We start from the raw sequence: 25,188 nt of genomic DNA, 5'->3' as shown, positions 1-25,188 counted from the left end.
AACGTCGGGTATCATACAGCAGCGACGCAAAAGGGACGATTTATGAAAATTGCCAGCATTAATGTCAATGGTATACGTGATGCCGTCGACCGTGGCTTCCTGGACTGGCTGGCTCAGCAGGATGCCGACGTGGTCTGCGTGCAGAACATCAAGGCAAAAAGTTTTGAATTGAGCGACCATATTCTGTATCCGGAAGGCTACGAAGGCTACTTCCTGGATGCCGAAGAGGATGGTTTCTCCGGGGTGGCACTGTATTGCCGTCAAATCCCCAAGGCGATCATGTACGGCCTTGGCTTCCCTCAGTGTGACCACGAAGGGCGCTTTCTGCAGGCGGACTATGACCGTTTCAGCATCGCGACCTTCCTGATGCCCGACGGGAGCGACCAAAAAGCCAAACAGGCGTTCATGGATCAATACCAGGAGTACCTGACCAAGATGTCGCGCAAACGCCGCGAATATATTATCTGCGGTACCTGGAACATTGCCCACAAGACCGTCGACCTGGCCAACTGGTCCGACAATCAGCTCACCTCGGGTTTCCGCCCGGAAGAGCGCGCCTGGATGGACCAGGTACTTGGCCCAACCGGGTTTATCGACACCTTCCGCGAAATCAACCGCGACGCAGGTGAATATACCTGGTGGCCGAAGCTTCACCAGGAAGTTCCCCGTGAGCGCCAGGAAGGCTGGCGGATCGACTACCAACTGGTCGGTCCCAACTTCCGCCGCCACGTGGTCGACGCGTGGATCGATTACGACGCGACCTTCTCCGAGTTCGCCCCGTTGATCGTCGAGTACGACCTGGCGCTTTAGACGCATATTTCCCGCGTCGCTGTCTGTTCGCAGGTAAATAGCCACAAGCCGACCTTGGGTCGGCTTGTGGCGTTGTGGCTAGCGCTTGATCAGCCTCGAATACCCAGCGCTTCGCGCTGCTTTTCTCGTAGCTCGTCGCCAGCTTTCTCAGCCAGATCGAGCATGGCATTCAGCTCGGTGCGGTTGAATGCGCCTGCTTCGGCAGTGCCCTGCACTTCGATCAACTCGCTGCTTTCGGTCATCACCACGTTCAGGTCGGTGTCGGCCTTGCTGTCTTCCGGGTAGTCCAGGTCGAGTACCGGCACGCCTTTGTAGATACCCACCGAAATCGCGCTGACCAGTTGCTTGAAGGGGTCGCCTTTGATCTTTTTATCCCGCTGCAGGTAGCGGATGGCATCCACCAGCGCGACACAGCCGCCGGTAATCGCGGCGGTACGGGTGCCGCCGTCGGCCTGGATGACATCGCAATCGACGGTAATGGTGAACTCACCCAGTTTTTTCAGATTCACGGCGGCGCGCAGGCTGCGGCCGATCAAGCGCTGAATTTCCAGCGTACGCCCCCCCTGTTTGCCCCGGGTGGCTTCGCGGTCGCTGCGTGAGTGAGTGGCGCGGGGCAGCATGCCGTACTCTGCGGTAATCCAACCCTGATTTTTACCGCGCAGCCAGCGTGGTACGCCTGCTTCCACGCTGGCATTACACAGCACCTTGGTATCGCCAAATTCCACCAGGACCGAGCCTTCCGCATGGCGGGTGTAATCGCGGGTTATGCGAATATCACGGAGCTGGTCGGCCTCGCGACCGCTGGGACGCACAACATCAGGACGCTTAGCACTGCTCACAAATAATACCTCTCAATAAACGCGTAACAAGGAAAAGCCCACCATTGTACACGTCTGGGCGTGCGCTGATGGGGCTATCGGTTAGACTGTTCGCAATGCTATATAGACCGTTGTTCATTAACAGGATGTACCATGGCTGCTTCAAACCGCGTACACAGCATGACCGCCTTCGCCCGCACCGAGCTGGCGGCCCCCTTCGGCACGCTTCAAGTGGAAATCCGTTCGGTGAACCAGCGCTATTTAGAACCGCATTTCCGCCTGCCCGATGCCCTGCGCGACCTGGAGCCGACGCTGCGAGAAGCGCTGCGTACCCGGCTGGCACGGGGGAAAGTCGAGTGCAGCCTGCGCTTTGAAGCCGCCGAGGCCCATCAGGCGCCTGCTGTGAACGCTCAGCGGCTAAAAGAGATCGCCGATGCGCTGGCGGCTATTCAACAGCAGGTACCCAGCGCCGAGCCGCCGACCACCCTTGCGCTACTCAACCAGCCCGGGGTCATGGAAACCCAGCACCTTGATCAGGAGGCCATTACCTCGGCTGCCAAGACGCTGTTCGACCAGGCGCTGGATGAGCTCATTGACGCCCGCGCCCGTGAGGGAGAGAAACTCGCCGTCATGATCACCACCCGGCTTGCCGCCGTAAGCGAGCAGGTAGCCACCGTGCGTAGCCTGCTGCCGCAGATTCTTGAGCGCCAGCGCACCCTCCTGCTGGAGCGTTTAGAAGTCGCCAAGACCGACCTCGACCCCCAGCGCCTTGAAGCTGAGCTGGTGCTGGTGGCGCAAAAGGCCGATGTGGACGAAGAACTGGACCGTCTCACGGCCCATGTCGATGAAGTCGGTCGTCAACTGAAACAGAAAGGCCCCAAAGGTCGTCGTTTGGATTTCCTGATGCAGGAACTCAACCGCGAAGCCAATACGCTGTCGTCTAAATCCGTTGTCGCCGAGACAACCCGCTGCGCGGTGGAATTGAAGGTGCTGATCGAGCAGATGCGGGAACAGATTCAGAATATTGAGTGAAACGGTTTAGCGTTTGGCTTATTGACCGAGAACAAACCTAGCTTCTAGCTCACGCAGAAATCGGAAGGTATTGAGACAGGGTACTTCGAATTGCTGGCAGATATTAGGTACTTTGACTTTTCGCGTATTAACGGCGGCGACTGCTTCATGGGTCACCACGCTGGCGCCGATGGCTTTAGCTTTGGCGATAATCCACGGGTCGGCTTTTGCCAGAAAGTTGTCGCGATTGCCGGGGTTGTAGTCGCCTTCCATAACGAATTGCACGATGTCAGCAAACAGTAACTGTGTTCGTTCGTCGTCATTGATGATGAAGTGGTCAGGCCTATCGCGGGCCCAAGCGGCGAGCTCATCCTTGCCTTCTTTTAGTTCGCGGCCAATCATGTCGACACTAGCAATGTTACCTAGCGCAAACTGCCTATCCAGCCAGTCCCAGTAAGCGGGGCAAATATCCATGCCGTAATACTGGTTTTTCGCTTCGATATAGGTATTTGCGTCCAGTAAATATCTCAAATGCCCAGCTCCTTAGCGAAGCGCTCCATCTTATTCGGTTTGACCCCGCCTAGCAGGTTGCTAGCTTCGCGTAACATCAACTGACCGCTCAGCGCTTCACTGACGACCGCTTTGGAAAAGCGTTGGCTGATTTGGGATTTTTTGGTCTGGTAGTAAGTTGGCCCGCCACTGCTCTCAGTGGCTTTGTGCTTAGCCTGTTGCTCAGCAATATAGTGACTGTATTGCACCTGAGAGATAAAGTTGAGCGTCAACGCACGACGGGCTAATGCCCAGGTGCTGACATGAAAGTGGGCTTCCAGCGTAGGTAAGTTATCTTGCCAGTGTGCTAAATCGTGCTGCCAAAGAGAGCTGAACTCGCGTTCGGGGACTAAGAATTCTGCCGCGACGGCATTACAAAGCACTTCTTGTTGGCGGTTCGTATTAGCATTTCCGTCGGAAATGCCAGACTGCCCAATCCAGATATGACAAAACTCATGGATTAGGGTGAACAAGCGCGCACCTAGTGCATCGCCATGATTAACGAAAATGATCGGCGCGTAGTCATCCACAATGGCAAACCCGCGAAACTCCTCCACTCGCAAAGGGCGTGTGCTATGCCCAAGATTACCTTGACGCATCACCAAGATGCCCAGCGCTTCGATTCGCTGGGTCAAATCACGGTAATAGTCATCCCACTTACCGCGATTAGGGTGATCCCCAACCCCTAACTGGGCGCGCATGTCGGCGACAATTTCAGTGGCAGAGTGGTGGGCAGAAAAGCGGCCAACATATGGGTTGGGCTCAGCAAAGTGCTGTTGTAAGTAGTCCCGGTACCACTCTTGGCGCTGAAGCATCAATTTGATTAGATCCAGAAGCTCGGCGCTCGGCCGAGTGATGCCTTGGCCTTCCAGTGTTCTGAGGTCAGGAATGGGCAGCACTTCTTCGGGCGGATCTGTGAGAAACAGGTACCCAAAAGGGATATGAGCTTTTTCGGCAAACTGCATCGCCTGACGGAAGGTGAGGGGCTGTTCACCCGCCTCCCAAGCTAGCAGTTTTTCTTCGTTCACCCCGCACTTGTGTGCAAATTCAGGCACCGGGATGCCGGAGCGCTCGCGCGCCCAGGTCAGCATCTGGGTGTTGATATTTGCCTTGGTCATGCGGGGCTTTCCTATGTCGCTATCTACTTAGATTGAGTCATTATTAAACTGAGTCTAGCAGCACCATGTATCGCGCCCAATAGAGCAATGTTCCGCAGGTTATCCTTTTTCTTGGGCAAGATACTCCTTAGCATCGGAAAAGTACGCCTTGCCTGCCCATATATCGGTACTGCCCACTATGTAAACGCGCTTTTTTGCCCGTGTCACGGCAACGTTCAGCAGGTTGGGCTTACTCGATGCCCACCCAGCGGCACCGGGTGACTCATTTGAGAGGCCCAGTACTAAAATGACGTTGTCCTCTTCCTTGCCTTGGAAGGTATGTACTGTCCCGACCCGCTTACGCAGCCACTCGCACAACTTGTTGCGTCCGCCGAAGACGTCGGCGGGCAACTCCCGTTCGAGGTGGTGTCTGACGCCATTTGCTACTGCCTTGAAGGGCGAAATGACATAGACGCTCGGCAGTTTGCCGGTCTTTGCGATATGCGGCTTGAGCATACGAGCGACCTGTTCCGCCTGTGAAGGGACGAAATGTTTGCCCTGAACACTGCCTTCCACATTGAACCAGCGGCTATCCCCCGGGCCGGGTGGTAGATCGTCGCTGCCGTGGAGCATCTTGTCGTTGTAGGCGATGCGATTGGCAATGCTGAACATCGGCTCGTCGCAGCGCCGATGCACGCGGAGCGGGCTGCCCACCCAAAAGCCATCGGCTATCTCGTCCGTACCGTAGGGGTTGGCACGGTCCGCGACGACCTGAACCGACGACACCGTCGGCGACCACTTGTACCAGTCGTGCGCGAACTCGCCCCTGGCCATGGCCTCGACCAGGCCGGCCGGCACGGTAAACACCGGTTCGATCTGCAGCGGGTCGCCCACGATCACAGCTCGCTTGGCTCGCCAGAGCGCGCCGACGGCTTGCTGTGGCGAGGCCTGGCCCGCTTCGTCCACGAACAGCCAGCCAATCTCCCCCTCATTGAGCGCGCGGAACTGATTGGCGACCGAGGCAAAGGTCGACGATACCACCGGCACGATCATGAACAGCATCTGCCACAGGGCTTTCGCCGCGTCACGGTCATCCACTCCGCCATTCAATAGCGCCATTAACGAATTGACCGTCGCCCAGAGCTGGTTCTTCTTGGCGGCGTAGGCGGCCACCAGCCATGCCTGATGCAGCTCGAAGGCCCGCGCCGTCAGCTGCCCCCGCGCCTTGTTGAGCGTTTCGCAGTGGCCGAAGGAAGTGCGCTGCACCGCCGGGGTTTCCAGATCCAGCGCCTCGTCGGGCAGCAGCAGATCCTGATACCTGGCGTGTAGCGGCTCGCACACCTGGCGCTGGGCTTCATGCTTTTTCTCAAGCGAAGTCAGCCGCTGCTGGCTGACGTCGGCCTGCTGGGCGGCGCGCTGCTCACGAACAACGAGTTTTTTAAGCCGCGCCCGGTGCTGGCAGTACGCCTTCAAGGGCCAGAGGGGCACCTTGGCCGCCTGCCGGCTTTGCCGCCACAGCGCCACGCGGCTGGCCAGTCGCTTTTGAACCTCGGCCTGGCGTCGAGCCTTCTCGGTTTGGGTCTCCAGCCATTTGAGCGTCTGCAGGCGCTCGATGTTCTGATGAACCGCCTCGACCTGGCGTTCGGCTTCCTTGAAGGCCCGCTGTGCGGCGCGAAAGCTGCTTAGCGCATCGCCCTGCTCGGCCAACTCCTTCAGCGCAGGCACCAGTGTCCTGTAATGCTTGGCAGTGTCGTCGGCCTTGCACTGGCCGATAGGTTTGAAAAAGACCCGCTCGCCAAAGGCAGTGCGGTTGCCCTTGTTGCCCAGCGCCGTGGCAATCAGCCCCCAGCAGTCCTTTTTGGGTGCCAGTGCTTTGACGTGCAGTGTAGCGTCGCGGTTTTCGTGGGCGGCCGCCAGTTTCTGGCCCACCGGCTTCAAGTAAGCAAGCTCACGGTAGGCCGCGCCAAGCGCCTTGGTCTGCGGCAGCTCCTGGGTGACGTTCTCCACCGCCGCGTTGTTGCTCGAGGCCACCACCATCTCGAAGCCCCTAAGCTCCGGAATCAGCGTCTTGATTGGCTTCAACTGGTCGTCGAGCTTGACCTGCAAGGTGTCACCGAAGGCTGCCTGCGGTGACTCAAGCGATGCCAGTACCTCGGCGCGCTTGACCACGTTGCGGGCCACCAGGTCGCGCAGCAGGGTGGTCTTGCCGGTACCCGGCGGACCGTTAACGGAGTACAGGCCGCCGTCATCCAGCGTCTGGTCGATGGTATTGATGGCAAACTGTTGCATCAGACTCATCGAATGCGCATCCTCGCCGGGCCAGCGCCCGGCGGGCATATGCCTCGGTGCCAGATGTTGCATCAGCAGCGAACGGCCTTCGGGCTTCAGCAGGTCGGGGTGGCGGTTTGCCGTTCCCGCCAGGTAGTGCGCCAGCGGCGAACCGGGTGCCAGCGGGCGATCCTTGAGCTGGCACAGGATTTTTTCCAGGTCGCGGATAAAGAAACTGTTGAGAATGGCGATCTCGTTGATGCCGGCGGCTGGCTCGGCGGCGTTCTCATCCGCTGGCGCCGAATCGACGGTGACACCTTCCGGCGTCTCGAGGCGCGCGGCGAGCTGTTCAAGCGGTGCCCACGCCTGAGCCTCGCTAGATGCTGTGGCACTGCCGCTGTTGCCGGGCAATAGCTGCACCACCAGTGCCGGCGCGGCGCTTTGCGGCGCAAAGGCGGTCCAGCCCTGCATCGCCTTGAGCATCTCGATGATCTCGAAGGTGCTCAAGGCAAGCGGCACGCCGTGCTCGTGCTTGAGATTGTCCGCCACGGTCAAGAGGGTGGTCAGCCGCTCGCGGAACACCTCGGTGGCCGCTTCGAAGGCCTCGAGGGTGACGGCATCGAGGGTACCCTGCTGCAGAGCGCCCAGCACCCAGGGGGCGGTAGAGATTTCGACGCTTTCCCGATCCAGGGTGCCGTCTTCCTTGACCATGGCCGTGAGCGAGCAGGTCAGCCCCTCGTCACGGCTTCGCTCCACCCAGTCCTCGCTCTGCTTGGGGTAAGCCTGGCGTGCCACCTCAAAAATCTCTTCCCGCCGGAAAAGCCCCAGGTAGAGCTTGAAGCGGTAGGCATTGTCCGCCCGGTATTGCTTGCCCGCGCGGCGCACGGCCTGCCGGTCGAGCCACGGCAAACAGGTTGTGGCGTCTGCAAGCTCGTCGCTGCGGTAGTGAATCGCGCCCTGGCCATGCTCGATGCCCTTGAGCTCGGCGGATTCGAAAAACTCGACCTTGTGCCAGAACGCGAGGATGCGCTCGGCCTGGGAGGGAGCAGATGCCGCCTGGCTCATGTTGTAGCCTTCTTCCTTGTGCGTTTTTTTGGTGCCTGAGCCGCGCGTTCTTCCTTGATGCGCTCCAGAAGCGCCTCGGCGCTGTTCTCGCCGCTGATCAGCTCGGGGTTGTCTTCCCGCCACTGGGCGGTCAGCTCGCCGCGGAATGCTTTGGCGAGGATGGATTGGGTCAGTTGATTGACGCGCTCGAGGGCACCATTGACCTGCTGCTCGACGGTATCGGCGTAGGCGAAGAGCTGGTCGACCCGGCGGACGATTTCGGTTTGCTCTTCATAGGAAGGCATCGGAAATCGCATTGCTTGGATGACTTTTTTGTTCAGTGCTTTTTGGTTATTACCGCCACCTATCCGCCTTGTTTCTTCATACTGTTGGGTTAAGTAATAATAAAGATATTCTGAGGCGACAAACCCCTCGGGCACTCGCAAAGCGGCTGTATTCTGATTATGACAAGCATCAATATCCAGGATTGCTACTTGGCCTCGTGTTTTTCCTTGACCGATCATTGCCAACATTACTGTGCCAGGGGGATGAACCGAAGTTGATGCACTTGAAAGACCTGTTTCGGTAATCTTTTCCTTCGTAGATTTTATACGGCAGAAGGCCACTTCCGAACTACTGACCCAATGGATATCTCCATTCCAATAATCTTTTACTGAGCGACTTGGAGTGGAGCCAACAAAGGCATCAAAAACTGCTCCTATACTGGTGTCGAGCCAGACATCCGGAACATCAGCTTGTTCTTTTGAGTTGGACTCTTTAATTTGAGGCGATTTTTTTCCAGCGGCGCTATAGATATTTGCCCAATATGCTTCAAGTTCTTTAATGGATGGTTGGAAAATGTGCGGTTTATTTTCTCTCCACTCCTCCGTCAACCGCCCACTCACCGCTGCCGCGAGCACGGATTGACGAAAGCATTTGAGAATCTCGGGAATGCGTTCAAGGCGGGCTTTGGTGTTGTCCACCTGTGCCAGCAGGGTGTCGAGCTTGTCGGCGATGATCTTTTGTTCGGCGAGTGGGGGGAGCGCAAATTCAAGCGCTTTCAAGGCATCAAGCCGTATTCCTTTGACGGTTGTTCCCGTTCCGAGCTGCTCTATTTTATGAGCAATAGAGCGATACCAATAAACTAAGTAATCGCGGTGTATCTCGGATGGTAAAAAGAGGGCTTTAAGGTCTTGGTTAATTGCCGAGTCGAAGTGAGCTACAACGATTTTTCCCAGACTCATTCGTGTAGCGATAATAGGAGTTCCTGCGGGAATAATGTTAGTGCTGCTATTTTCAACCGCTTCAGGCGAGATATGGTCAATAGTGTCTTTAAGGATATGCTTGTTCATATCCTTGACGCTCATCCAAGGGATGTCGCCAAGGTAGTATTCAGGCTTGGATTTACTCGGCGTCCCACCACCAGTGATTTGAAAAATAACATTTTCTAATGGCGTGCTAAGCCACTGCTGAGGAAGAGCTTGGGCTGTCATTAATTTGCTTCCCCACCCATCATGTCCTTCAACAACACCCGCTGCCCGTCGGCGTCTTCCTCGGCACCCAGCTCGCGCATCAGCCCGTCCAGCTCGCCCAGCGCCTGCACCAGCTCGCTCATGGCTTCGCCGGCAAGCACTTCGGGGGCGGGGAGGTCGGCGGCGTCGACGTTGTCCTTGTTCTTGAGCCAACTGATATCCAGCGAGTCGTCCTTGGTGTCGCGAATCCACTCGCGGCTGAAGCAGCGCCAGCGGGACCTGGCGAGGCGGTCGTCGTCCACGCCCTGGTTTTCCTCGCTGGCCTTGGCATCGATAGCGATTTCTTCGGCGTTGAACGACCACTCGCCCTCCTGGCGGGGGCTCCGGCCGTTGGGGTCGTCGCCGTATACGGCTTCGAACGGTGTCAGGTGCTGCTTGCCGAAGGGCGTGCGCTTGCCGAAGCTCGGCATGTTGGTGCGCAAGTCATACACCCAGACGTGATCGGTGCAGCCCTCTTCCTGGTGCTTGTCCGTGGCCGCGCCCTTGGTAAAAAACAGCACGTTGGTCTTCACGCCCTGAGCGTAGAAGATCCCTGTGGGCAGGCGCAGGATGGTGTGCAGGTGGCACTTGTCCATCAGGTCCCGGCGCACGTCGGCGCCAACACCCGCTTCGAACAGTACGTTGTCCGGGAGTACGACGGCGGCGCGACCACCGGGTTTCAGGTTGCGGTAGATGTGCTGCAGAAAGGCGAGCTGCTTGTTGCTGGTCCTGAAGGTCAGATCATCGCGGGTGATGCTGGCGTCGCCGCCCTTGCTGGTGCCAAAGGGCGGGTTGGCGAGAATTACGTCGGCCTTTGGCAGGGTGGCGCCCGCCTGGCCCAGGGCGTTGCCCAGGTGCACCACGCCCTCGTCGTCGCCTTCCATGCCGTGGAGCAAGCAGTTCATCAGCGCCAGCCGGCGGGTACCGGGCACCAGCTCGATGCCCACGAAGGCGCGGTTTTTCTGAAACGCCTGCTGCTGGGCGGTCAGGTCGAACAGGTCGTCGGTCTGCGCCTTGATGTGGCGGTCCGCAGCGATCAGGAAGCCCGCGGTACCCGCTGACGGATCCTGAATGGTCTCGCCTGCCTGAGGGCTGATACAGCGCACCATGGCGTCGATCAGCGCTCGCGGGGTGAAGTACTGCCCGGCCCCGGATTTGGTCTCGTTGGCGTTTTTCTCCAGCAGGCCTTCGTAGAGATCGCCCAGGCCGTCTTGCTGGGCGCTGAACCAGTCGATGCCGTCGAGCGCCTTGATCATCTGCTCCAGGTGACGCGGCTCGCGCAGCCGGGTCTGGGCGTCGGCGTAGATGGCGCTGATCAGTGGGTCGGTGTGAATCAAGCGGCCGTTGCCGTCGCGTCCCGAGGAAAGGCTCAAGAGAATGCGCTTGTAGTCATCCAGCAGGTTGAGGCCAGATTTGCCGTTCAAGTCGGTCCAGCGGCAGCCTTCGGGCAGCGGGTGCTTCTCCAGTGTGCCCGCCTCGGTGTTTTCGTGAACCATCTTGATAAACAGCAAAAGCACCAGCTCGGTGACGTAGTCCGAGTAGTTGATGCCGTCGTCGCGCAGGACGTCGCAGAGGTTCCAGAGCTTTTGAACGATGTCGTTGTGGGTCATGAATCAACCTGTTGGTCCTGCCTGAATGGCAAGAGTGTCAAGAAAGTTGCCCGGCGAGTGCGTTGCGTACGTCGACCACGGATGTATTAGTGGCCGCTTCGAGTACCGGGCGGGGAAAGAGGCCAGCGTAGGCGGCTTTTTCGGTGTGATGCCCCGCCAGCCGGGGGTGCAGTCGGTCTTTCAACTGCTGGGCCGCTTCGTGAGCGTTCACGCGCTCGCCAAGAACCTCGAGAAGCGCGCCTTCCAGGCAGGTCGGCGACCAGAGGATCAGGCGAAAACCCTGCTTTCGCGCCTTGTCGTGCTGCTGCTGCGAGAGGGCGATATCCGAATCCAGCACGATAAAGCGCCGGTCAAAATCCTGATGCGCGTACTTCCGGGCAGCGTTGTCGATGATATTACCCGGCGAGCCACCGGATTGCTTTTCGATCCTGGGCTTGATGCGGCTCTGCAGTGAGCGAAGCTGCTGGTGCATGTGCTTGATAAAGGCCTGATCGTCGGCGCCTTCACCCACGATCAAAAGCGTCGTTTGGCTAGCCTGGCGTGGGCGTTGTCGGGCGGGGTGTTTTCTGGCCATGATCTGTTACAGCTCCGGCGTGGCGCCAAGGCCTCCGGCCATGTATTTGGCATAGAGATTATCGTCGGCGCGTAGCCCCATCATGTCGTCCAGCCGCCAGGCTTCGCTCTGCTGGTTACGCTTCTCGACCAGATAGATCTGGTGCTTTTGCAGTAGGTTCAGTACCTCCGGGGTGTGGCAGGTAAAGATCAACTGCGCCTGATGGGGGTTGGTGTGCTCGAACTCGAACCACTCAAGCAGATGGGGCACCAGGTGCGGGTGCAGGTCGTTGTCGATCTCGTCGATCACGGCAATACCGCCGTTGCACAAGGTGTTCAGAATCGGTTCGAGCAGGACGAACGCGGACTGGGTGCCGCTGGACTCCTCAAAGAAAGAGAGCTCGAAGGAGCGGCCATCCTCGGTGGTGTGAGTGCCAAAGGGGAGGTAGATCTCTTCCTCCTGGCCTGTTTCGTCGAGGACGGGGAGCTTGCGTATCTCGACACCGTCCAAGCCTAGATCAAAGGTGCTCAGGGCCTTGGACATGCGCGTTTGCAGTTCCGGGGCTTTTTGAAAGGACGTCGCGGCGCCCACCAGCGCACCATGATGAAAGTGACGTCGCCCATCACTGACAACGTTGGTTTCAATACGTGAAAAGAAGTCGATAAACGGCTTGGCCGCCTCGACATCATAGCTATGCGCCGCGCTGATCAGCGAGGTGTTTCCCCGCAGCTTTTCCGCCTGGGCTTTGGGAAAGGGGAAGCCCTTGTGCTTGAAGCGGTAGCCCTGCTCGCTTTTCTCGCGCTTGAAAAGGTAGCTGAACTGGGTGCTCGTCTTCGCATAGAGCGCCTCGAAGAGCACTTCCTTGGGGGTGAGCTCGAGCTGGTAGCGGTAATCGGTGCCCCCCACCATGAATTCAAGCTCAAAGCGGCTGGGCTCGCTGCCATGGAGGGCATGCCCACTGATGGGGATATCTCGCTCGGGGTCGCTGCCCAAAAAGGAGTTGGCGATAAACCAGCGCAAGAACGCCAGCGGCTTGAGAAACTGCGTCTTGCCCGAGCCGTTGGCGCCCACCACTGCGATGGCCTTATTGTAGCGTTCACCGACGACGTCGATATCGTACCCTGAAGGCGTCGGCTTCTTGCCCAGGGCGAAGTCGATGACGGTGTCGTCGGCAAAGCTATAGAAATTTTTGAAGATCAGGTTTTTAATCATATTTGGCGATAACCAACGAATTTTTGTTGATTCTGCGCTTTCATTCTGGCTTGTTCAAGCGTCTATTAGCCTGCTGATGGCCACATCGCCTCGTTGAGTTCTTCCAGCACGCTGTCCAACTGTTCGCCGAGCACCTTGTCCAGCTGCTTGGCGCCGCCGGGCAGGGCGGGTAGCTGATTGACCGCCTCGCGGTCGAGAATTACCTCGTGTACCAGCTGTTTGGCCAGACGCTGTAGCCACTTGCGCTGGTTGGCGCTCCAGGGGTGCTGGGTGAGGATAGTATCCATGGCCTCGGCCACGCGCTGCTCGAAGGGCTTGAGCGGTTCGCCCAGGGCGGCGCGGCGAATGTGGCCGATGATGCTGGCGGCAATGTCCTGGTTGGTCTGGTTGCGTACCGCGCTTTGCAGGTTGGCCTCGGAGTAGCCCTGGCCGTCGAGCAGCAGCTTGACCTCCTTGAGCTGTTCGCGGGTCAGGTCGCGGGGCGTATTCACCGCCACCACCAAGGCAGTGGAGTGGTTTAGCTGCTCGTTAATAAATGCGTTGAAGCTGTCCAGGTAATCGTCCGGGCGCTTGTGCTCGCCGTAGCTTTGGTGGCGCTCGCGAATCTCGTCCTCGTGATCGGCGATGACAGGCATCCTGTCGCTGCCCGTCAGATATTTGACCGATTCAAGCTGTTGGAGAAGGTGGGCGTGCTTTTCAAGAAAGGCCGCCGCTCCCTTGGGTCCCAGGCCCTGCAGGTGCTCGTGAAGCTTGCCGGGCTCGACGCCCCACTGATCGTGTAGGTCTGAGAGCTTCTTCTTGAGCGCAGGTGTTTGCTCTGCCTTGACGTCTGCCTTGCGCAGCACGCGCATCAGCTTCTGGCTCAACTGGTCGAGCACTGCATCGGCCTGGTTACGGCCGGGGGCATCGCCGGGGCTATTGAGGGCCGTTTCAAGCCGCTGCGGGTCGCACAGTTCATCGACCAGCTGCTCGATGCTCACGTTTGGGTCGCGCACCAGTGGCTTCATGGTGTTGACCTCATCCAGCGCCGCGTAGATATCCACCGGGTCGTAGAGGGTGAACACGGTCTTGCCGATGTCGTCACAGCGGCGGGTGGCGCGGCCGATCATCTGCTCGAACAGAATGCGCGAGCGCACCCGGCGCATGAAGACCAGGTGGCAAATGCTGGGCACGTCGATGCCGGTGGTTAACAGATCAACGGTGACGGCGATGTTGGGATGGCGCTCGTTCTTATAGCGACGGATGAGCTGGCTGACCTTGTCGCTCTTGCCGGTAATCTTGGCCACGGCGGCCTGGTGGTAGCTCTTTCCGTAACGCGCTTTGAAGGCCTTATCCAGCTCGTTCTTGACCATGTCGGCGTGGAAATCGGTGGCGCAGAAGATCAGCGTTTTCTCGTCGCCAAACGGGTCCAGCTCCCGAGCGAGCTGCTCGCAGATCACTCGGTTGAAGTCGGGGGCAATGACCTGGCGGTTGAAGGCGTCGACCTCGAAGTCGAGCTCGTCGTCGAGCTCGGTAGTGTCAACTTCGCCGGTGCGCGGGTCGATCACCTCGACCGTGCTTCCCTTGTCGAAATGGATGCCCTGCTGGGTCAACAGCGTTTCGTAGCGGATGGGCGGCTCGTGGTCGATCAGCCAGCCGTCGGCCACCGCTTCCCGGTAGGAGTAGGTGTAGACCGGTTTGCCAAAAATCTCGCTGGTGTGACGCGCCGGTGTGGCGGTCAGGGCGATCTTCACCGCGTCGAAGTGCTCCAACACACGGCGGTAGCTTGAGAGGTACTGGCTTGGATCGCGGGTGGCGAGTTCGCCCTCGGTCATTTCCTGGTCCAGCGTGTAGCCGCGGTGTGCTTCATCGATGATGATGCAGTCGAATTGGTCGATGGGCGGCGGTGTGTCGCTGGCAAAAATACGCTTAACCATGGCCTGCACCGTGGCTACCTGCACCCGGGTTTCGGCCTCTGGCACCATGTCGCCGAGCCTTGCGACGTTGTAGATGCTCGAGAGCGTATGGTGCTGCTCCAGCGGCGCTTCGTTGAAGGCGTCCGTCGCCTGGTCGCCAAGGGAGGTGCGGTCGACGAGAAACAGAATGCGGTGGAAGCGCTCCGTTTTCAGAAAGCGATACATCAGGCCGATGATGGTGCGGGTTTTGCCCGTGCCGGTGGCCATGGCCAGCAGGGCGGTGCGCTTGTCGCGCGCCAGCGCCTGCTCGGTCGCGGCGATGGCTTTCTGCTGATAATCGCGCAGCTTCAAGTAGCCGAAGGGTTCGTGTGCCAGCAGCTTTTCGGCGTTGCTGCGGTCGCGCTCGAGTAGCTCTGCCAGACCACCGGGCGTATGAAAGGTAGGCAAGGCGCGGCGCAGGTTGCTGGGCTCGCGTACATCGCGGAACCAGGTGCCCGACTGCTCATTGAGCTGGGGCACATAGGGGCGGCCGTTGCAGGAGTAGGCGAAAGGCACCTTGTAGTGCCCCTCTCCATCGGCGGGCCAGGCAATGGTACGCCCGGCCAGCTCCCAGGCGCCGACTAGCGGCGGCGCGGTGACAAGCCCTTTGCTGTAGCGCTCAGCCTGGTCGATTTTGCCCGCGACGTTGACGTTCTCTTTTTTGGCCTCGATCACGGCGATAGGCGTCAGGCCGTAAAACAGCACGTAGTCGGCACGCTCTTTTTTACCGACTGGCTTGGCGCCTGCGGGCTGGCTTGGCCATTCGGCGATGGCGCGATAGCTCCCCTTTTCGGGGCGGGCGCCTTTGGCGTAGGTCAGTTCCTGGCTGTCGGCCTCCCAGCCTGCCTCCTTGAGCTGCTGGTCGATGAGGAGTCGGGTGAGTTCTTCGCTCAGTGCCAGCGACTGGCTGGCGGCCTGGGTTTGGCTAGCAATCTTCTGGCGCTGCTCGCGCGCCTGCTGGTTGCTGTGTTCCTTGAGCTGTCGCTGTAGCGTCTGGATCTTCTGCTCGTAGGCCCGGCGCTGGGCGTCCAGGGCTTCTTCGTGCTGTTGGGCCTGCTGTCCGAACGCCTGGGCTTCCTCGTCCATGGCATGGGCCAGCGCCTCGTACTCCTGTTTCTCCTGTTCGACCAGCTGACTTAGCTGTTGACTGCTTTCCAGGGCAAGGTTAGCGCTGTTCAACTGGTGGCGTAGCTGCTCGATGTCACCCTGTAGCTGGCGCAATTCGGCGCTGGGATCGTGCGGCGGCTTGAAGGGCCCGGGCTTGAAAGCGGTGCCTTCTTGACCGAAGGAGCGATGAAACCAGATGGCCAGCTCCCGGGCAAGTCGCAGGCCGTCCATCGCCTCCTTGTGGCGGGTACGGAATTGGTGGGTTGCCTTGTTGCCCTCGATGCGCAGGGTGTGAAACAGCTCCTTGACCTGGGGCTCCAGCCGTATCTCGCGGTTCACGCGGTAGAGCAGCTCGGCCTGGCTGGTTTGCGCGTCAAACTCGATACCGGACACCGCAGCTATATGCTGAGCAAGCGCCTCGCCCAGCTGGCGTAGCTTGATCAGCGTGATGTTGGGGTCGTTGGTAAAGGCGCGCTCGGCGGCGTCGGCGAGTTCAACGAAGAGGTCGTCGTGTGCGGCCAGAAAGCCAAAGTTGCTGGGAGGACAGGGCGATGTCATTACATTTACTCTCCACATCTTTGCCAATTGGCTTAGTCGCCGTGTTTCATCACCTCCCATATTAATGAAATAGGGGGTTCTTGGCTAAGTGTACTTTTGGAGGTTGGCGTTAGCTAATGACATCATTTTGCCAGCAATAACCCCTTGTTCTCCCGCCACGTTTGATTCAATCGCTGGGTGATCAGCTCGATGGTGCTGGCTTTCACACCCAGGTCTTTTGCCACAGCCGGGAAGGTGGCAATAACGTCCGCGATCTCCTGAACGTGCGGCTGAGCCTGTTTCCAGTTGGCAAAGCCTGCATGGGTGGCGAGCTGTTGGATGGCTTTTAGCGAGGGCTGCTTGCCAAAGCCCATATAGGCAGTGGCGTGTTCTGCAAAAGGGTGGGGGCTAAAGGTCACATCATAAAACGGTGCTGGTTTCCATTGGCCTGCATCATCCTGGAGAAACGCCCAGTTTTTACTGTGGTCATCCTGGTTGCAGGCAAACAGGTTAAACAGCGCACGTCGGAATTGCAGCTGGCCTACGGCGGGGGATCGACACAGCTGGCGGCTTGCCTTGATTAGGTCGGCGTAATCCAGGCTAGGGGTTCGGAAATCGGCATCCAGCAGCCCGCAGGCGCTGTGCATATGGAGACGCCCCGCAGGGTTTGTCTGATGGATCCAATCAAACCGTTTGATGGCAAGCCAGGCCCGCTCACCCTGCGGCGTAGGTACGCGCAGCAACTGCCATTCGGGCGGCTCAAGGCCTGCTGTTTTGGCCAAGTCCAGGTAGGCCGCTTCGCAAAGCCCCTCGTCGTGACCCAGTGGCAAGTGTTGAGAGGTAAATTTGACCAGCCAGGCGTCATCCTCTGGCTGAGCATAGGTTCTGCATTCCTTCGATTGGCCAGGCGGCATGAAAAGCTGTGCTTTCGGTCTAGCCCCACCGGAACTACCCGCTGCGACCAAGGCGCTGAGTACGTCTTCCGTTTGCCCATCGAAAACGGCCTGTGCCTCGAGGCCGAGTGTCGCCAGATCTTCGTTATCGCTCTGTGTCGGCGCTGCCTCTGATGCTGGCTCAAACGTCAGTGCCCCCATGCCACGTTGACCAACAAATGCCAGCCGGTCCATCGCCGTCAGCTGTGTAGGCGCTATGCCATGCTGACGAAAGACACGGTCTTGCAGCAGCAGCCCCCAGCCATCGGGTAAACAGTCGCCAAATACGCCGTGAAGCCCTTGATGGGGCGTTCTAGGTGCGGGCTGAAGCGCCAGGTCGCGCTGCAACGTAAAGGGCGATAGATTGCCATGCTGTTCCGTATAGCCTTCTGCGTACTGAAAAAATACCCCTTGGCGGTTTTGCGCCAATACGCCAGCAGCAACCTGTTCTCCTGTCGATAGTGTGCGCGTCACGTTCAGCCGCTGCGTGGGCTTAAAGGCCATCTTTGAGTACCTCATCAATTGAGGAAGGTATCTTTGGGTTGAATGCGTCTTGCTGGGTCAGCGCGTATAGCCGCGCCAAGTCGTCCAGGCTTTGCCATAGCAACAGTAGCTGGCGAAACGAGATTTGCCCGGTGAGCTCAAATTTCTTGATGGTTGGGGCGGGCACATTGCTGCGCTGCGCCAGTGCCGCACGGGATAGCTTGGCCTGTTCGCGTAAGCTACGCAGATGAGTCGCAAAGGCTTGCTGGACATCGGTATCGTCTAACAGCAGAAAACGGTGCATTAGTTAACATTCCTATAAAAGATACCCCTGTATCTATTATAGATGTTTTAGGCTTACTATGGATATTATAGTATCTTTTTTTATTGCTTTTCGTGCTGCAGCCTGCTGCTGACGTTGTTCGACTGGCCCCTCCCCAACCACCTCGCTTACAGCCCCAGCAATTCCCCAACCGGCAAGTGGCTCGTCGCCTTCATTTCTCGCAGGGAGATATTGGAGCGGATGCTCGATACACCCGGCAGCTGGCGTAGCACCTTTTCCACGAAGCGGCTGTAGTCATCGAGGTCCTGGGCGATGACCTGCAAGAGAAAGTCCGCCTCGCCGGTGGTGTTATGGCAGCTGAGCACCCGGGAGCTGGCCTGGATAACGCGTTCGAACTCCGCGGTGGCCGCCTCGCTGTGCTGGGTACAGGTGATCTGCACAAAGGCCAGCACGCTGCCGCCAAGCTTTCGGCGGTTCAGCGTGGCTTGATAGCCTTCGATCACGCCCAATTCTTCCAGGCGTTTATGACGCCGCCAGCAGGTGGCTTCGCTCATTCCCAGCCGCTCGGCCAGCTTGGCGATGGATAGCCGACCATCGGCTTGAAGGCTATCGATTAGTTGGGCGTCTATTTTGTCCAGTCGGCTCATTTGAAAATCTTTTTCAGGTTTATGCGTTCAAAAGAAAGAGTGATTCAAAATTAGCCTGTGTGTCCATCCATCGGAAAAGTAATTTCAGGGGCGGTTGGTTATAGTAAAACAATGGATACCGCGCAGGAGTCGTTTATGAAAGCCGTTGTTTTTGAGCAGTTTTCCGCCCCTCCCCACATACAGCAGGTGCCAGATCCGGCGCCAGAACCGCATGGCGTGGTAGTGAAGGTGATGGCGAACGGGGTATGCCGCAGCGACTGGCATGGCTGGGTGGGGCACGATACCGATATCCAGCTCCCTCATGTGCCGGGGCACGAGCTGGCAGGCGTTGTCGAAGCGGTTGGCAAGGACGTCAAACAGTGGCGCATTGGCGATCGCGTTACGGTGCCGTTCGTCGGGGGGTGTGGCACTTGCCCTGAGTGCCACGCCGGGAACCATCAGGTGTGCGATAGTCAGTTCCAACCCGGTTTCACGCACTGGGGGTCCTTTGCCGAGTATGTGAGTATTCACTACGCCGATGTCAACTTGGTCGCGCTTCCCGAAACGCTCGACTTTGCCACAGCGGCAAGCCTGGGCTGTCGGTTCGTCACCTCCTTTCGGGCGGTGGTCGATCAGGGCCAAACCTCGGCCGGACAGTGGGTGGCGGTTCATGGCTGCGGGGGTGTGGGTCTATCCGCCGTGATGATTGCCAACGCCATCGGCGCTAACGTTGTCGCTATCGATATTTCGGAAAAAGCGCTTGCTCTGGCTCGCCAATTGGGCGCGACTGCCACCGTGAATGCCGCCAAGGTGGCCAATGTGGTAGAGGCGGTGGCGGACATAACCCGGGGAGGCGCTCACGTGTCACTGGATGCGCTAGGACACCCGACCACCTGCTTTAACTCCATCAGCAACCTGCGTAAACGGGGCAAGCATATTCAGGTCGGGCTGATGTTGGCGGAGAGCAGCACACCGGCTATTCCCATGAGCCAGGTGATTGCCAACGAGCTTGAAATACTCGGCAGTCATGGTATGCAGGCGCATCGTTACGGCGCCATGCTGGCGATGATCCAGTCTGGAAAGCTGGCGCCTGAGCAGCTTATCGGCAGGCGCATCACCCTCGAGCAGTCCATTGAGGCGCTGATGAACATGGATAAGTTCGAAGGGGCGGGCGTAACGGTAGTGACGGCGTTTTGAAAAAGCGGGCTTAGGCGTTGGGGCTGATGGGGGAAGCTATCCTTGCGTTGAATGGAGTTGTCTGGCTTGGCGCGTATCGCCGCGCCAAGTCGTTTAGGCTTTGGCGTAGCAAATGCCTGCCGCGTCTTTAAGAGGGAAGGTTGATGGGTATCACATGCCCGTTGCCGTTCGCTTGGTCAATACTTCATCAATGATTGAAGGACAATCCCCATGCCTACCTTACGCCAACTTACGTTAACCCTATTGCTTAGTGTACTGGGTGTGCTGACCGTCACCGCCCAGGCCAACGACACAACCTGGCAGGCCCTGGAGGAAGGGGGCCTGGTGATTTTGATGCGTCATTCGCTGGCGCCAGGTGTTGGCGATCCGCCCGGGTTCGAGCGGGGTCGTTGCGAGACGCAGCGCAATCTTTCAGAGCAGGGGCGTGCCCAGGCGAGGCTGGCGGGTGAGGCATTTCGCGAGCGGAACATTCCCATCGGCGCGGTGTACGCGTCGCGCTGGTGCCGGGCGCTGGATACCGCCGAGCTCATGCAGCTGGGCGATGTCGAGCCTGCGCCGTGGCTGGATTCGTTCTTTCGTGGGCGCGGTGATCGGGAAGCCATCACCCAAGCCGCCCGCGAGCGGATAGCCGCCTGGGAACAGTCGGGCAACATGCTGCTGGTCACGCATCAGGTGAATATCTCGGCGCTGGCCGGGCGGGGGGTTGGCTCGGGCGAGATGCTGGTCGTGCGCCCGGCAACGGGTGGGCTGGAGGTGGTGGGCCGACTGGACGTTCGCGCGCCTTGATCGGTTCCTGGCAATTTCCTTCAACGAAACTTGGCAAATTATTCGCTCCTCATGGCCGCGCTGGGGTTTTATGCTGGGAGATACTAATAAGGAGATAGTGATGTCATCTGAGAAGACCTCCACAGCGCGTCATGTCATTGCCCAACACCCGGCCAGGCGCGACGATATCGGCGATCTGGTCACCCGGCGGCCATTGCCGGGGCCGCAGCTTGAACAGCTCGATCCGTTCCTGTTTCTCAATCACCACGGGCCGCAGACCTACCCGGCCAATAACGGTGGCTTGCCATTCGGCCCACACCCGCACCGGGGCTTTGAAACGGTCACCTTTATTCTGGAAGGCTCGCTGGCCCATGCTGACAGCACCCAGCATCAAAGCGTGATTCACGCCGGTGGCGTGCAGTGGATGACGGCAGGTAGCGGTATCGTGCATGCGGAAATTTCGCCTGAGGCGTTTCTACGTGACGGTGGTCCGCTGGAGATCCTGCAGCTGTGGGTCAATCTTCCGGCGCGCTTGAAGATGAGCAAGCCGCACTACGTGGGGCTCCAGCATGACGACATCCCTTCGCTGGCGCTGCCGGGCGGCGGTGAGCTAAACCTGATCGCCGGGCAGTGGGATGAGCAGGCTGGCCCCGTCGAATCGCTGACCGGCGTATTTATGTCGACGCTTAAGCTCCCTGCGGGTACACGCGAAACGCTGCCCGTTGAATCGGGGCGGCAGGTCTTTCTGTATGTAGTGGATGGTGATCTGGAGGTGGGCGGTGAGCCTGTTCAACCCCACCATCTGATCGAGGTAGACCGCGCAGGCGATAGCCTGGTGATTGAAGCCAGCAGCGATGCTCGACTCTTGTTTGGTCACGGCGACGTGATCGACGAACCCGTCTATTCCCACGGCCCCTTTGTGATGAACACCCGTGAAGAGATCGTCCAGGCGGTGGAAGACTACCAAAACGGCAAATTTGGTGGGTTAGACGCCTAAAAAGAGTTTAAAAGAGTCCTTACAAGGGTTCACCGCGATAGTAGTGCCACAAGAACAGCGACCCCACCGTGCGCCAGGGCGACCAGTGCGCTACCCACTGACGCGCCTGCCTGGGTGTGGGTTTGTCATCCATACCTTTCAAGCGGCCGAGTGCCACACGCAACGCCAGGTCATCGGCGGGAAAGATATCCGGGCGCTTCAGCGAAAACATCAGGTAGATCTCGGCGCTCCAGCGACCGAAGCCGCGCAGCTGGGTAATTGCGGCAATCGCCTCGTCGTCGCTTAGCTGCTCAAGCCCATCGGCGCTAAAGGTGCCTGCCAGTTCCGCTTCTGCCAGGCCCTTGGCGTACTCGATCTTGCGCCAGGAGAGCCCGGCATCGCGCAGCGCCTGGCTGTCGATATCGATCACCGCCTGGGCATGGAGCTCGGGGAGCAGCGTATTGACGCGGCCCATGATGGCGCGGGCGGCCTCGGTGGAAAGCTGTTGACTGACGATGGTACTGAAAAACGTCGCAAAGCCCTGATCGCGCTGGCGCGGTTCAGGCGCACCCACGAGGGGGTAAGCGCGGGCGATATCCGGGTCGGCCTTGGCGAGGGCTGCCATAGCCTGTTCGATGGTATCTGGGGTCATCAGCGTCTCGAGTATTGAGCAATAAAAACACACTAACAAAGCTAGAACACGAATGGGATTAACCCCATGCGGAGGTTCCCTTTCGCCCGCTAACTTTTTAAATGCGGTGTGTTTCTACTTTCGTCTAATCCTGCGATCATTTGCGCCATCGCGATACCAACGGTCGGTATCCCAAGGAGATAAGCATGCAGGAATCGACGGCATCGTCGTCTCAAGGGCTGGCGCGTAACCCGCGGCTGGCTGAATTTGTGCTGGCGCTGGGTGGCTTTGGCATCGGCACCAGCGAGTTCGTCATCATGGGGTTGATGAACCGCATCGCGGAGGATCTGGCCATCACTGTGCCCCAGGTGGGCTATGCGATCAGCAGCTACGCCCTGGGCGTTGTGGTCGGTGCGCCGCTGATTTCCGCCCTGGCGGCAAGGGTCCCCAAGCGAGCGCTGCTGATCGCGCTGATGCTGGTGTTTGCCTTGGGCAATATTGCCAGTGCCATGGCGCCGGGCTTCTGGTCGTTTGTGGGCCTGCGCTTTATCGCCGGGCTGCCTCACGGCGCCTACTTTGGCATTGCCGCTCTGGTGGCCGCCGGGGCGGTGCCCGTCGACCAGCGGGCACGGGCGATCGCCCGGGTGATGATGGGTCTGACAGTCGCGATTCTGGTGGGCGCCCCCCTGGGCACCTGGGCCGGGAGCTTTTTCGGCTGGCAGATTGCCTTTGCCGCGGTGGGCGGCATTGCGCTGCTTACCGCGCTGTTGACCCGGTTTTACGTACCGGTTCAGCCCGTTGATGCCCTGGCGAGCCCGCTGCGTGAGCTGTCGGCGCTGGTCAAGCAGCGCGTGCTGGTGACCTTGGCCATCGCCTGTATCGGCTGCGGCGGCATGTTCGCCATTTTCAGTTACGTGATGCCGACGCTGACCCAGCAGGCGGGCATGAGCGAAGCGCTGGGGCCCTTGGTGCTGGTAATCTTCGGCCTGGGCTCGATTGCCGGGAATTTGATCGGCGGGCGTCTGGCGGATAAAAACCTGATGCGCGCAATTCCGTCTATTCTGCTGTGGTGTGCGGTGATCCAGGGGCTATTTTACTTCGCGGCGAATCATGTCTGGTCGGGGCTGCTGTTTGTGGGGCTGGTGGGCACCAGCATGGCGCTGGCGCCTTCGCTACAAACCCGTTTGATGGATGTCGCCGAGGATGCCCAAACCATGGCGGCATCGCTCAATCACGCGGCCTTCAACGGCGCCAATGCGCTGGGGGCCTGGCTTGCCGGGCTAGTCATCAGCGCGGGCTTCAACTGGTCGAGCACCGGCCTGGTGGGAACCGGGCTGGCGCTGTGCGGGCTCGTGCTGTTTGCCGCCGGGCGCTGGCTGGAGAAACGTTATCCCCCGGCTCGTGTCGCGGCCGCGGACTAGCGACAGAGACGAAAGCCGCGCATTCCGAAGTGAAAATGGTCGGCGTGGGCGGCGTTGTAGTCGGGGCCCAGGGTGTTGCCGAAAAAGTCGCAGGCATCGTCGCGTATGTCGCGCAGAAACGCTCCCGCTGGCCCATTGTTGCCCCAGTCCTCAAGCAGGGTAATGCGCTCACCGTTGGCGAGGCGAAAGCCGGTCACGTCAAGCGCCTCGGCGGTGGCGTGCTCGCTGCGCCGCCCGCTTTCACGCCCATACACATTGCGGCAGGCAAAACTTCCCACATGGTCGACTTGGCGTACCCGGGTACCGAGAATGGTCTCGGCGCTGGGTTGCAGTGCGTGGCGTTCAAACATCACCCAGGCCAAGGCCAGGGGGCAACTGGCCACGAACGACTGGTTGAAGGCGACGCCGCTGGCTTCAAGGCGCACCACGTTCTCAAGCGGGCAGTTCTCCACGGGGGTGTAGTCGGCCAGAGGCGAATAGCGCAAGGTGTCATCCGGCACGCTTTCCAGTGCTGCCAGGCAACCGTCACGGTCATTTTCCAGGCGGCGGAGTTTTAGCGACGTGATCGGGGTGATTGGATCGTCGACGTGAAGCGGTGCCCAGGGTGACCAGTGGCGGGGAATCTCGATGACTCCCTTGTGCAGGGCAACGCCTAGCACGATCAACGCCAGTATCAGCCAGGTACTTCGCATCGTCACCTCCCTGTTCTGCGAAACGCTACAGTCGTCGCGATGGGTGTGCGATACTGCGTCACTTTTCTACACTGCTTTAATCGCACGAGTTTACCTCGCCAACAAGGGAAGCGCGTATGTCCCAAGGTACACTGTTTATCGTTTCTGCCCCATCGGGGGCGGGTAAAACCAGCCTGGTACGCGAGCTGATCGAAAGCCTCGATGGCATCCAGGTGTCGGTATCGCACACCACCCGGGCCAAGCGCGAGGGTGAGGTCGATGGTGTCAATTACCACTTCACCGATGCGGCGACCTTTGAGGGAATGATTGCGCGTGGCGAGTTCTTTGAGTACGCCAAGGTTTTCGATAATTACTACGGTACCTCGCGCAAGGCGGCTCAAACGGTACTTGATGCTGGCCAGGACGTGATTCTCGAGATTGACTGGCAGGGCGCGCGCCAGGTGCGCGAACAAATGCCCGAGGCCGTGTCGATCTTCATACTGCCGCCGTCGCGCAGCGAGCTTGAGCGTCGCCTGGCCAGTCGGGGGACCGACGAGCACGCCATCATCGCGCGACGCATGCGTGATGCGATCAGCGAAATGTCGCACTATGACGAATACGACTACCTGGTGGTCAACGATGACTTCACGACGGCCCTGCAGGAATTGCAGTCGTTGGTCATCAGCCGTCGCCTGGCGTGCCCGCTAATGAGCGAACGCCACGCCTCCTTGCTGGCAACGCTCTTGTCACAGGCGCCCGGCGTCGAGTAATCTACAAGGTTCTACACCCTCTTTAGCTGGATCGACCCGTTTGACCTCTCACGGACGCGATCCAGCATCGTTATTACAGGAAGGCACCCATGGCTCGCGTCACCGTTGAAGATTGTCTTGATCATGTCGAAAATCGTTTCAAGCTCGTGATGATTTCCACCCAGCGTGCTCGCCAGCTGGCGCGGGGTACGCGCGATTCACAGCTACCCTGGGAAAATGACAAGCCCACGGTCATGGCGCTGCGTGAAATCGCGGCGGGCCTGGTCGATCACACGGTACTGGACGAACCGGTTGAAGCACCTGTTCGCGCTCGTCCAGCAATGGCTCCCAGCGCACAAATCGACGACTAGGATTCACGACCGATTAGAGGCG

General features: G+C 59.2%; 22 protein-coding genes. 8 read left to right on the top strand and 14 right to left on the bottom strand.

All coding sequences use genetic code 11. The features are described 5' to 3' along the window. Positions 1 to 42 precede the first annotated feature (42 nt). Positions 43 to 810, top strand: coding sequence for an exodeoxyribonuclease III (locus BMX75_RS02385; RefSeq protein WP_066315746.1), 768 nt, complete (start codon positions 43 to 45; stop codon positions 808 to 810). 89 nt (positions 811 to 899) lie between these two features. On the opposite strand, the gene rph is transcribed toward BMX75_RS02385, so the two are convergent. Continuing rightward, positions 900 to 1,622: a ribonuclease PH gene (gene rph / locus BMX75_RS02380; RefSeq protein WP_175474683.1), complete on the bottom strand. Its 723-nt coding sequence runs from the start codon at positions 1,620 to 1,622 to the stop codon at positions 900 to 902. 159 nt (positions 1,623 to 1,781) lie between these two features. Here rph and BMX75_RS02375 point away from each other — a divergent pair, with 159 nt between their 5' ends. Next, complete coding sequence (locus BMX75_RS02375) at positions 1,782 to 2,660, top strand: YicC/YloC family endoribonuclease (protein WP_092824914.1); 879 nt, start codon at positions 1,782 to 1,784, stop codon at positions 2,658 to 2,660. Positions 2,661 to 2,678: 18 nt separating this feature from the next. On the opposite strand, the gene BMX75_RS02370 is transcribed toward BMX75_RS02375, so the two are convergent. The 11 genes from BMX75_RS02370 to BMX75_RS02320 form a co-directional block, all read right to left on the bottom strand. After that, entirely contained in the window at positions 2,679 to 3,170 is a 492-nt protein-coding gene (locus tag BMX75_RS02370; RefSeq protein WP_092824912.1) for a DUF4411 family protein, read from the bottom strand. Beyond that, a complete protein-coding gene (locus tag BMX75_RS02365; protein WP_217639852.1) occupies positions 3,167 to 4,279 on the bottom strand; it encodes an ImmA/IrrE family metallo-endopeptidase in 1,113 nt (370 codons plus the stop codon). The genes BMX75_RS02370 and BMX75_RS02365 overlap by 4 nt, the downstream gene beginning before the upstream one ends. 126 nt (positions 4,280 to 4,405) lie before the next feature. Further along, positions 4,406 to 7,618, bottom strand: coding sequence for a DEAD/DEAH box helicase (locus tag BMX75_RS02360; protein ID WP_092824908.1), 3,213 nt, complete (start codon positions 7,616 to 7,618; stop codon positions 4,406 to 4,408). Next, positions 7,615 to 9,090, bottom strand: a complete 1,476-nt coding sequence (locus BMX75_RS02355; RefSeq protein WP_092824906.1) for a restriction endonuclease subunit S — start codon at positions 9,088 to 9,090, stop codon at positions 7,615 to 7,617. The genes BMX75_RS02360 and BMX75_RS02355 overlap by 4 nt, the downstream gene beginning before the upstream one ends. Continuing rightward, positions 9,090 to 10,718, bottom strand: coding sequence for a class I SAM-dependent DNA methyltransferase (locus BMX75_RS02350; protein WP_092824904.1), 1,629 nt, complete (start codon positions 10,716 to 10,718; stop codon positions 9,090 to 9,092). Before BMX75_RS02350 ends, BMX75_RS02355 begins: the two co-directional genes overlap by 1 nt. Before the next feature lie 37 nt (positions 10,719 to 10,755). Further along, positions 10,756 to 11,292: an RloB domain-containing protein gene (locus tag BMX75_RS02345; RefSeq protein WP_092824902.1), complete on the bottom strand. Its 537-nt coding sequence runs from the start codon at positions 11,290 to 11,292 to the stop codon at positions 10,756 to 10,758. Positions 11,293 to 11,298: 6 nt separating this feature from the next. Next, positions 11,299 to 12,483, bottom strand: coding sequence for an AAA family ATPase (locus tag BMX75_RS02340; RefSeq protein WP_092824900.1), 1,185 nt, complete (start codon positions 12,481 to 12,483; stop codon positions 11,299 to 11,301). A gap of 65 nt (positions 12,484 to 12,548) precedes the next feature. Further along, positions 12,549 to 16,082, bottom strand: coding sequence for a type I restriction-modification system endonuclease (gene hsdR, locus BMX75_RS02335; protein ID WP_092824898.1), 3,534 nt, complete (start codon positions 16,080 to 16,082; stop codon positions 12,549 to 12,551). Between the two features lie 122 nt (positions 16,083 to 16,204). Further along, positions 16,205 to 17,497, bottom strand: coding sequence for a type II toxin-antitoxin system HipA family toxin (locus BMX75_RS02330; RefSeq protein WP_092824896.1), 1,293 nt, complete (start codon positions 17,495 to 17,497; stop codon positions 16,205 to 16,207). Further along, the gene (locus BMX75_RS02325) at positions 17,487 to 17,780 is read right to left on the bottom strand and encodes a helix-turn-helix domain-containing protein (RefSeq protein WP_092824894.1); all 294 of its coding nucleotides are present in this window, start codon (positions 17,778 to 17,780) and stop codon (positions 17,487 to 17,489) included. The genes BMX75_RS02330 and BMX75_RS02325 overlap by 11 nt, the downstream gene beginning before the upstream one ends. Before the next feature lie 146 nt (positions 17,781 to 17,926). Beyond that, positions 17,927 to 18,406 (bottom strand): Lrp/AsnC family transcriptional regulator, encoded by a 480-nt coding sequence (locus tag BMX75_RS02320; protein ID WP_092824892.1) that lies wholly within the window; start codon positions 18,404 to 18,406, stop codon positions 17,927 to 17,929. 135 nt (positions 18,407 to 18,541) lie between these two features. Between BMX75_RS02320 and BMX75_RS02315 the strand changes: the two genes are divergently transcribed. From BMX75_RS02315 to BMX75_RS02305, 3 genes are all read left to right on the top strand, one after another. Beyond that, positions 18,542 to 19,582, top strand: a complete 1,041-nt coding sequence (locus tag BMX75_RS02315; RefSeq protein ID WP_092824890.1) for a zinc-dependent alcohol dehydrogenase family protein — start codon at positions 18,542 to 18,544, stop codon at positions 19,580 to 19,582. 210 nt (positions 19,583 to 19,792) lie between these two features. Further along, the gene (locus tag BMX75_RS02310; protein ID WP_092824888.1) at positions 19,793 to 20,368 is read left to right on the top strand and encodes a histidine phosphatase family protein; all 576 of its coding nucleotides are present in this window, start codon (positions 19,793 to 19,795) and stop codon (positions 20,366 to 20,368) included. Positions 20,369 to 20,468: 100 nt separating this feature from the next. Next, positions 20,469 to 21,344, top strand: coding sequence for a pirin family protein (locus tag BMX75_RS02305; protein ID WP_092824886.1), 876 nt, complete (start codon positions 20,469 to 20,471; stop codon positions 21,342 to 21,344). Between the two features lie 19 nt (positions 21,345 to 21,363). Here the strand turns inward: BMX75_RS02305 and BMX75_RS02300 are convergent, their stop codons facing one another. Beyond that, positions 21,364 to 21,975, bottom strand: a complete 612-nt coding sequence (locus BMX75_RS02300) for a DNA-3-methyladenine glycosylase family protein (RefSeq protein ID WP_092824884.1) — start codon at positions 21,973 to 21,975, stop codon at positions 21,364 to 21,366. 185 nt (positions 21,976 to 22,160) lie between these two features. Here BMX75_RS02300 and BMX75_RS02295 point away from each other — a divergent pair, with 185 nt between their 5' ends. Next, on the top strand, positions 22,161 to 23,375 hold the full coding sequence (locus BMX75_RS02295) for an MFS transporter (RefSeq protein ID WP_092824882.1): 1,215 nt from the start codon (positions 22,161 to 22,163) through the stop codon (positions 23,373 to 23,375). Here BMX75_RS02295 and BMX75_RS02290 read toward each other — a convergent pair. Then, positions 23,372 to 24,067, bottom strand: coding sequence for an extensin-like domain-containing protein (locus tag BMX75_RS02290; protein ID WP_092824880.1), 696 nt, complete (start codon positions 24,065 to 24,067; stop codon positions 23,372 to 23,374). The two genes, BMX75_RS02295 and BMX75_RS02290, sit on opposite strands and share 4 nt — an antisense overlap. A 116-nt stretch (positions 24,068 to 24,183) precedes the next feature. Between BMX75_RS02290 and gmk the strand changes: the two genes are divergently transcribed. Then, entirely contained in the window at positions 24,184 to 24,816 is a 633-nt protein-coding gene (gene gmk, locus BMX75_RS02285; RefSeq protein ID WP_066315783.1) for a guanylate kinase, read from the top strand. Between the two features lie 89 nt (positions 24,817 to 24,905). Beyond that, positions 24,906 to 25,166 carry a DNA-directed RNA polymerase subunit omega gene (rpoZ, locus tag BMX75_RS02280; protein ID WP_066315786.1) on the top strand — a complete coding sequence of 87 codons (261 nt, stop codon included), beginning with the start codon at positions 24,906 to 24,908 and terminating at the stop codon, positions 25,164 to 25,166. Positions 25,167 to 25,188: the final 22 nt, after the last annotated feature.

This window comes from Vreelandella subterranea, assembly GCF_900111305.1.
Lineage (GTDB): Bacteria > Pseudomonadota > Gammaproteobacteria > Pseudomonadales > Halomonadaceae > Vreelandella > Vreelandella subterranea.
This window is presented reverse-complemented; position numbering and strand designations above follow the sequence as displayed.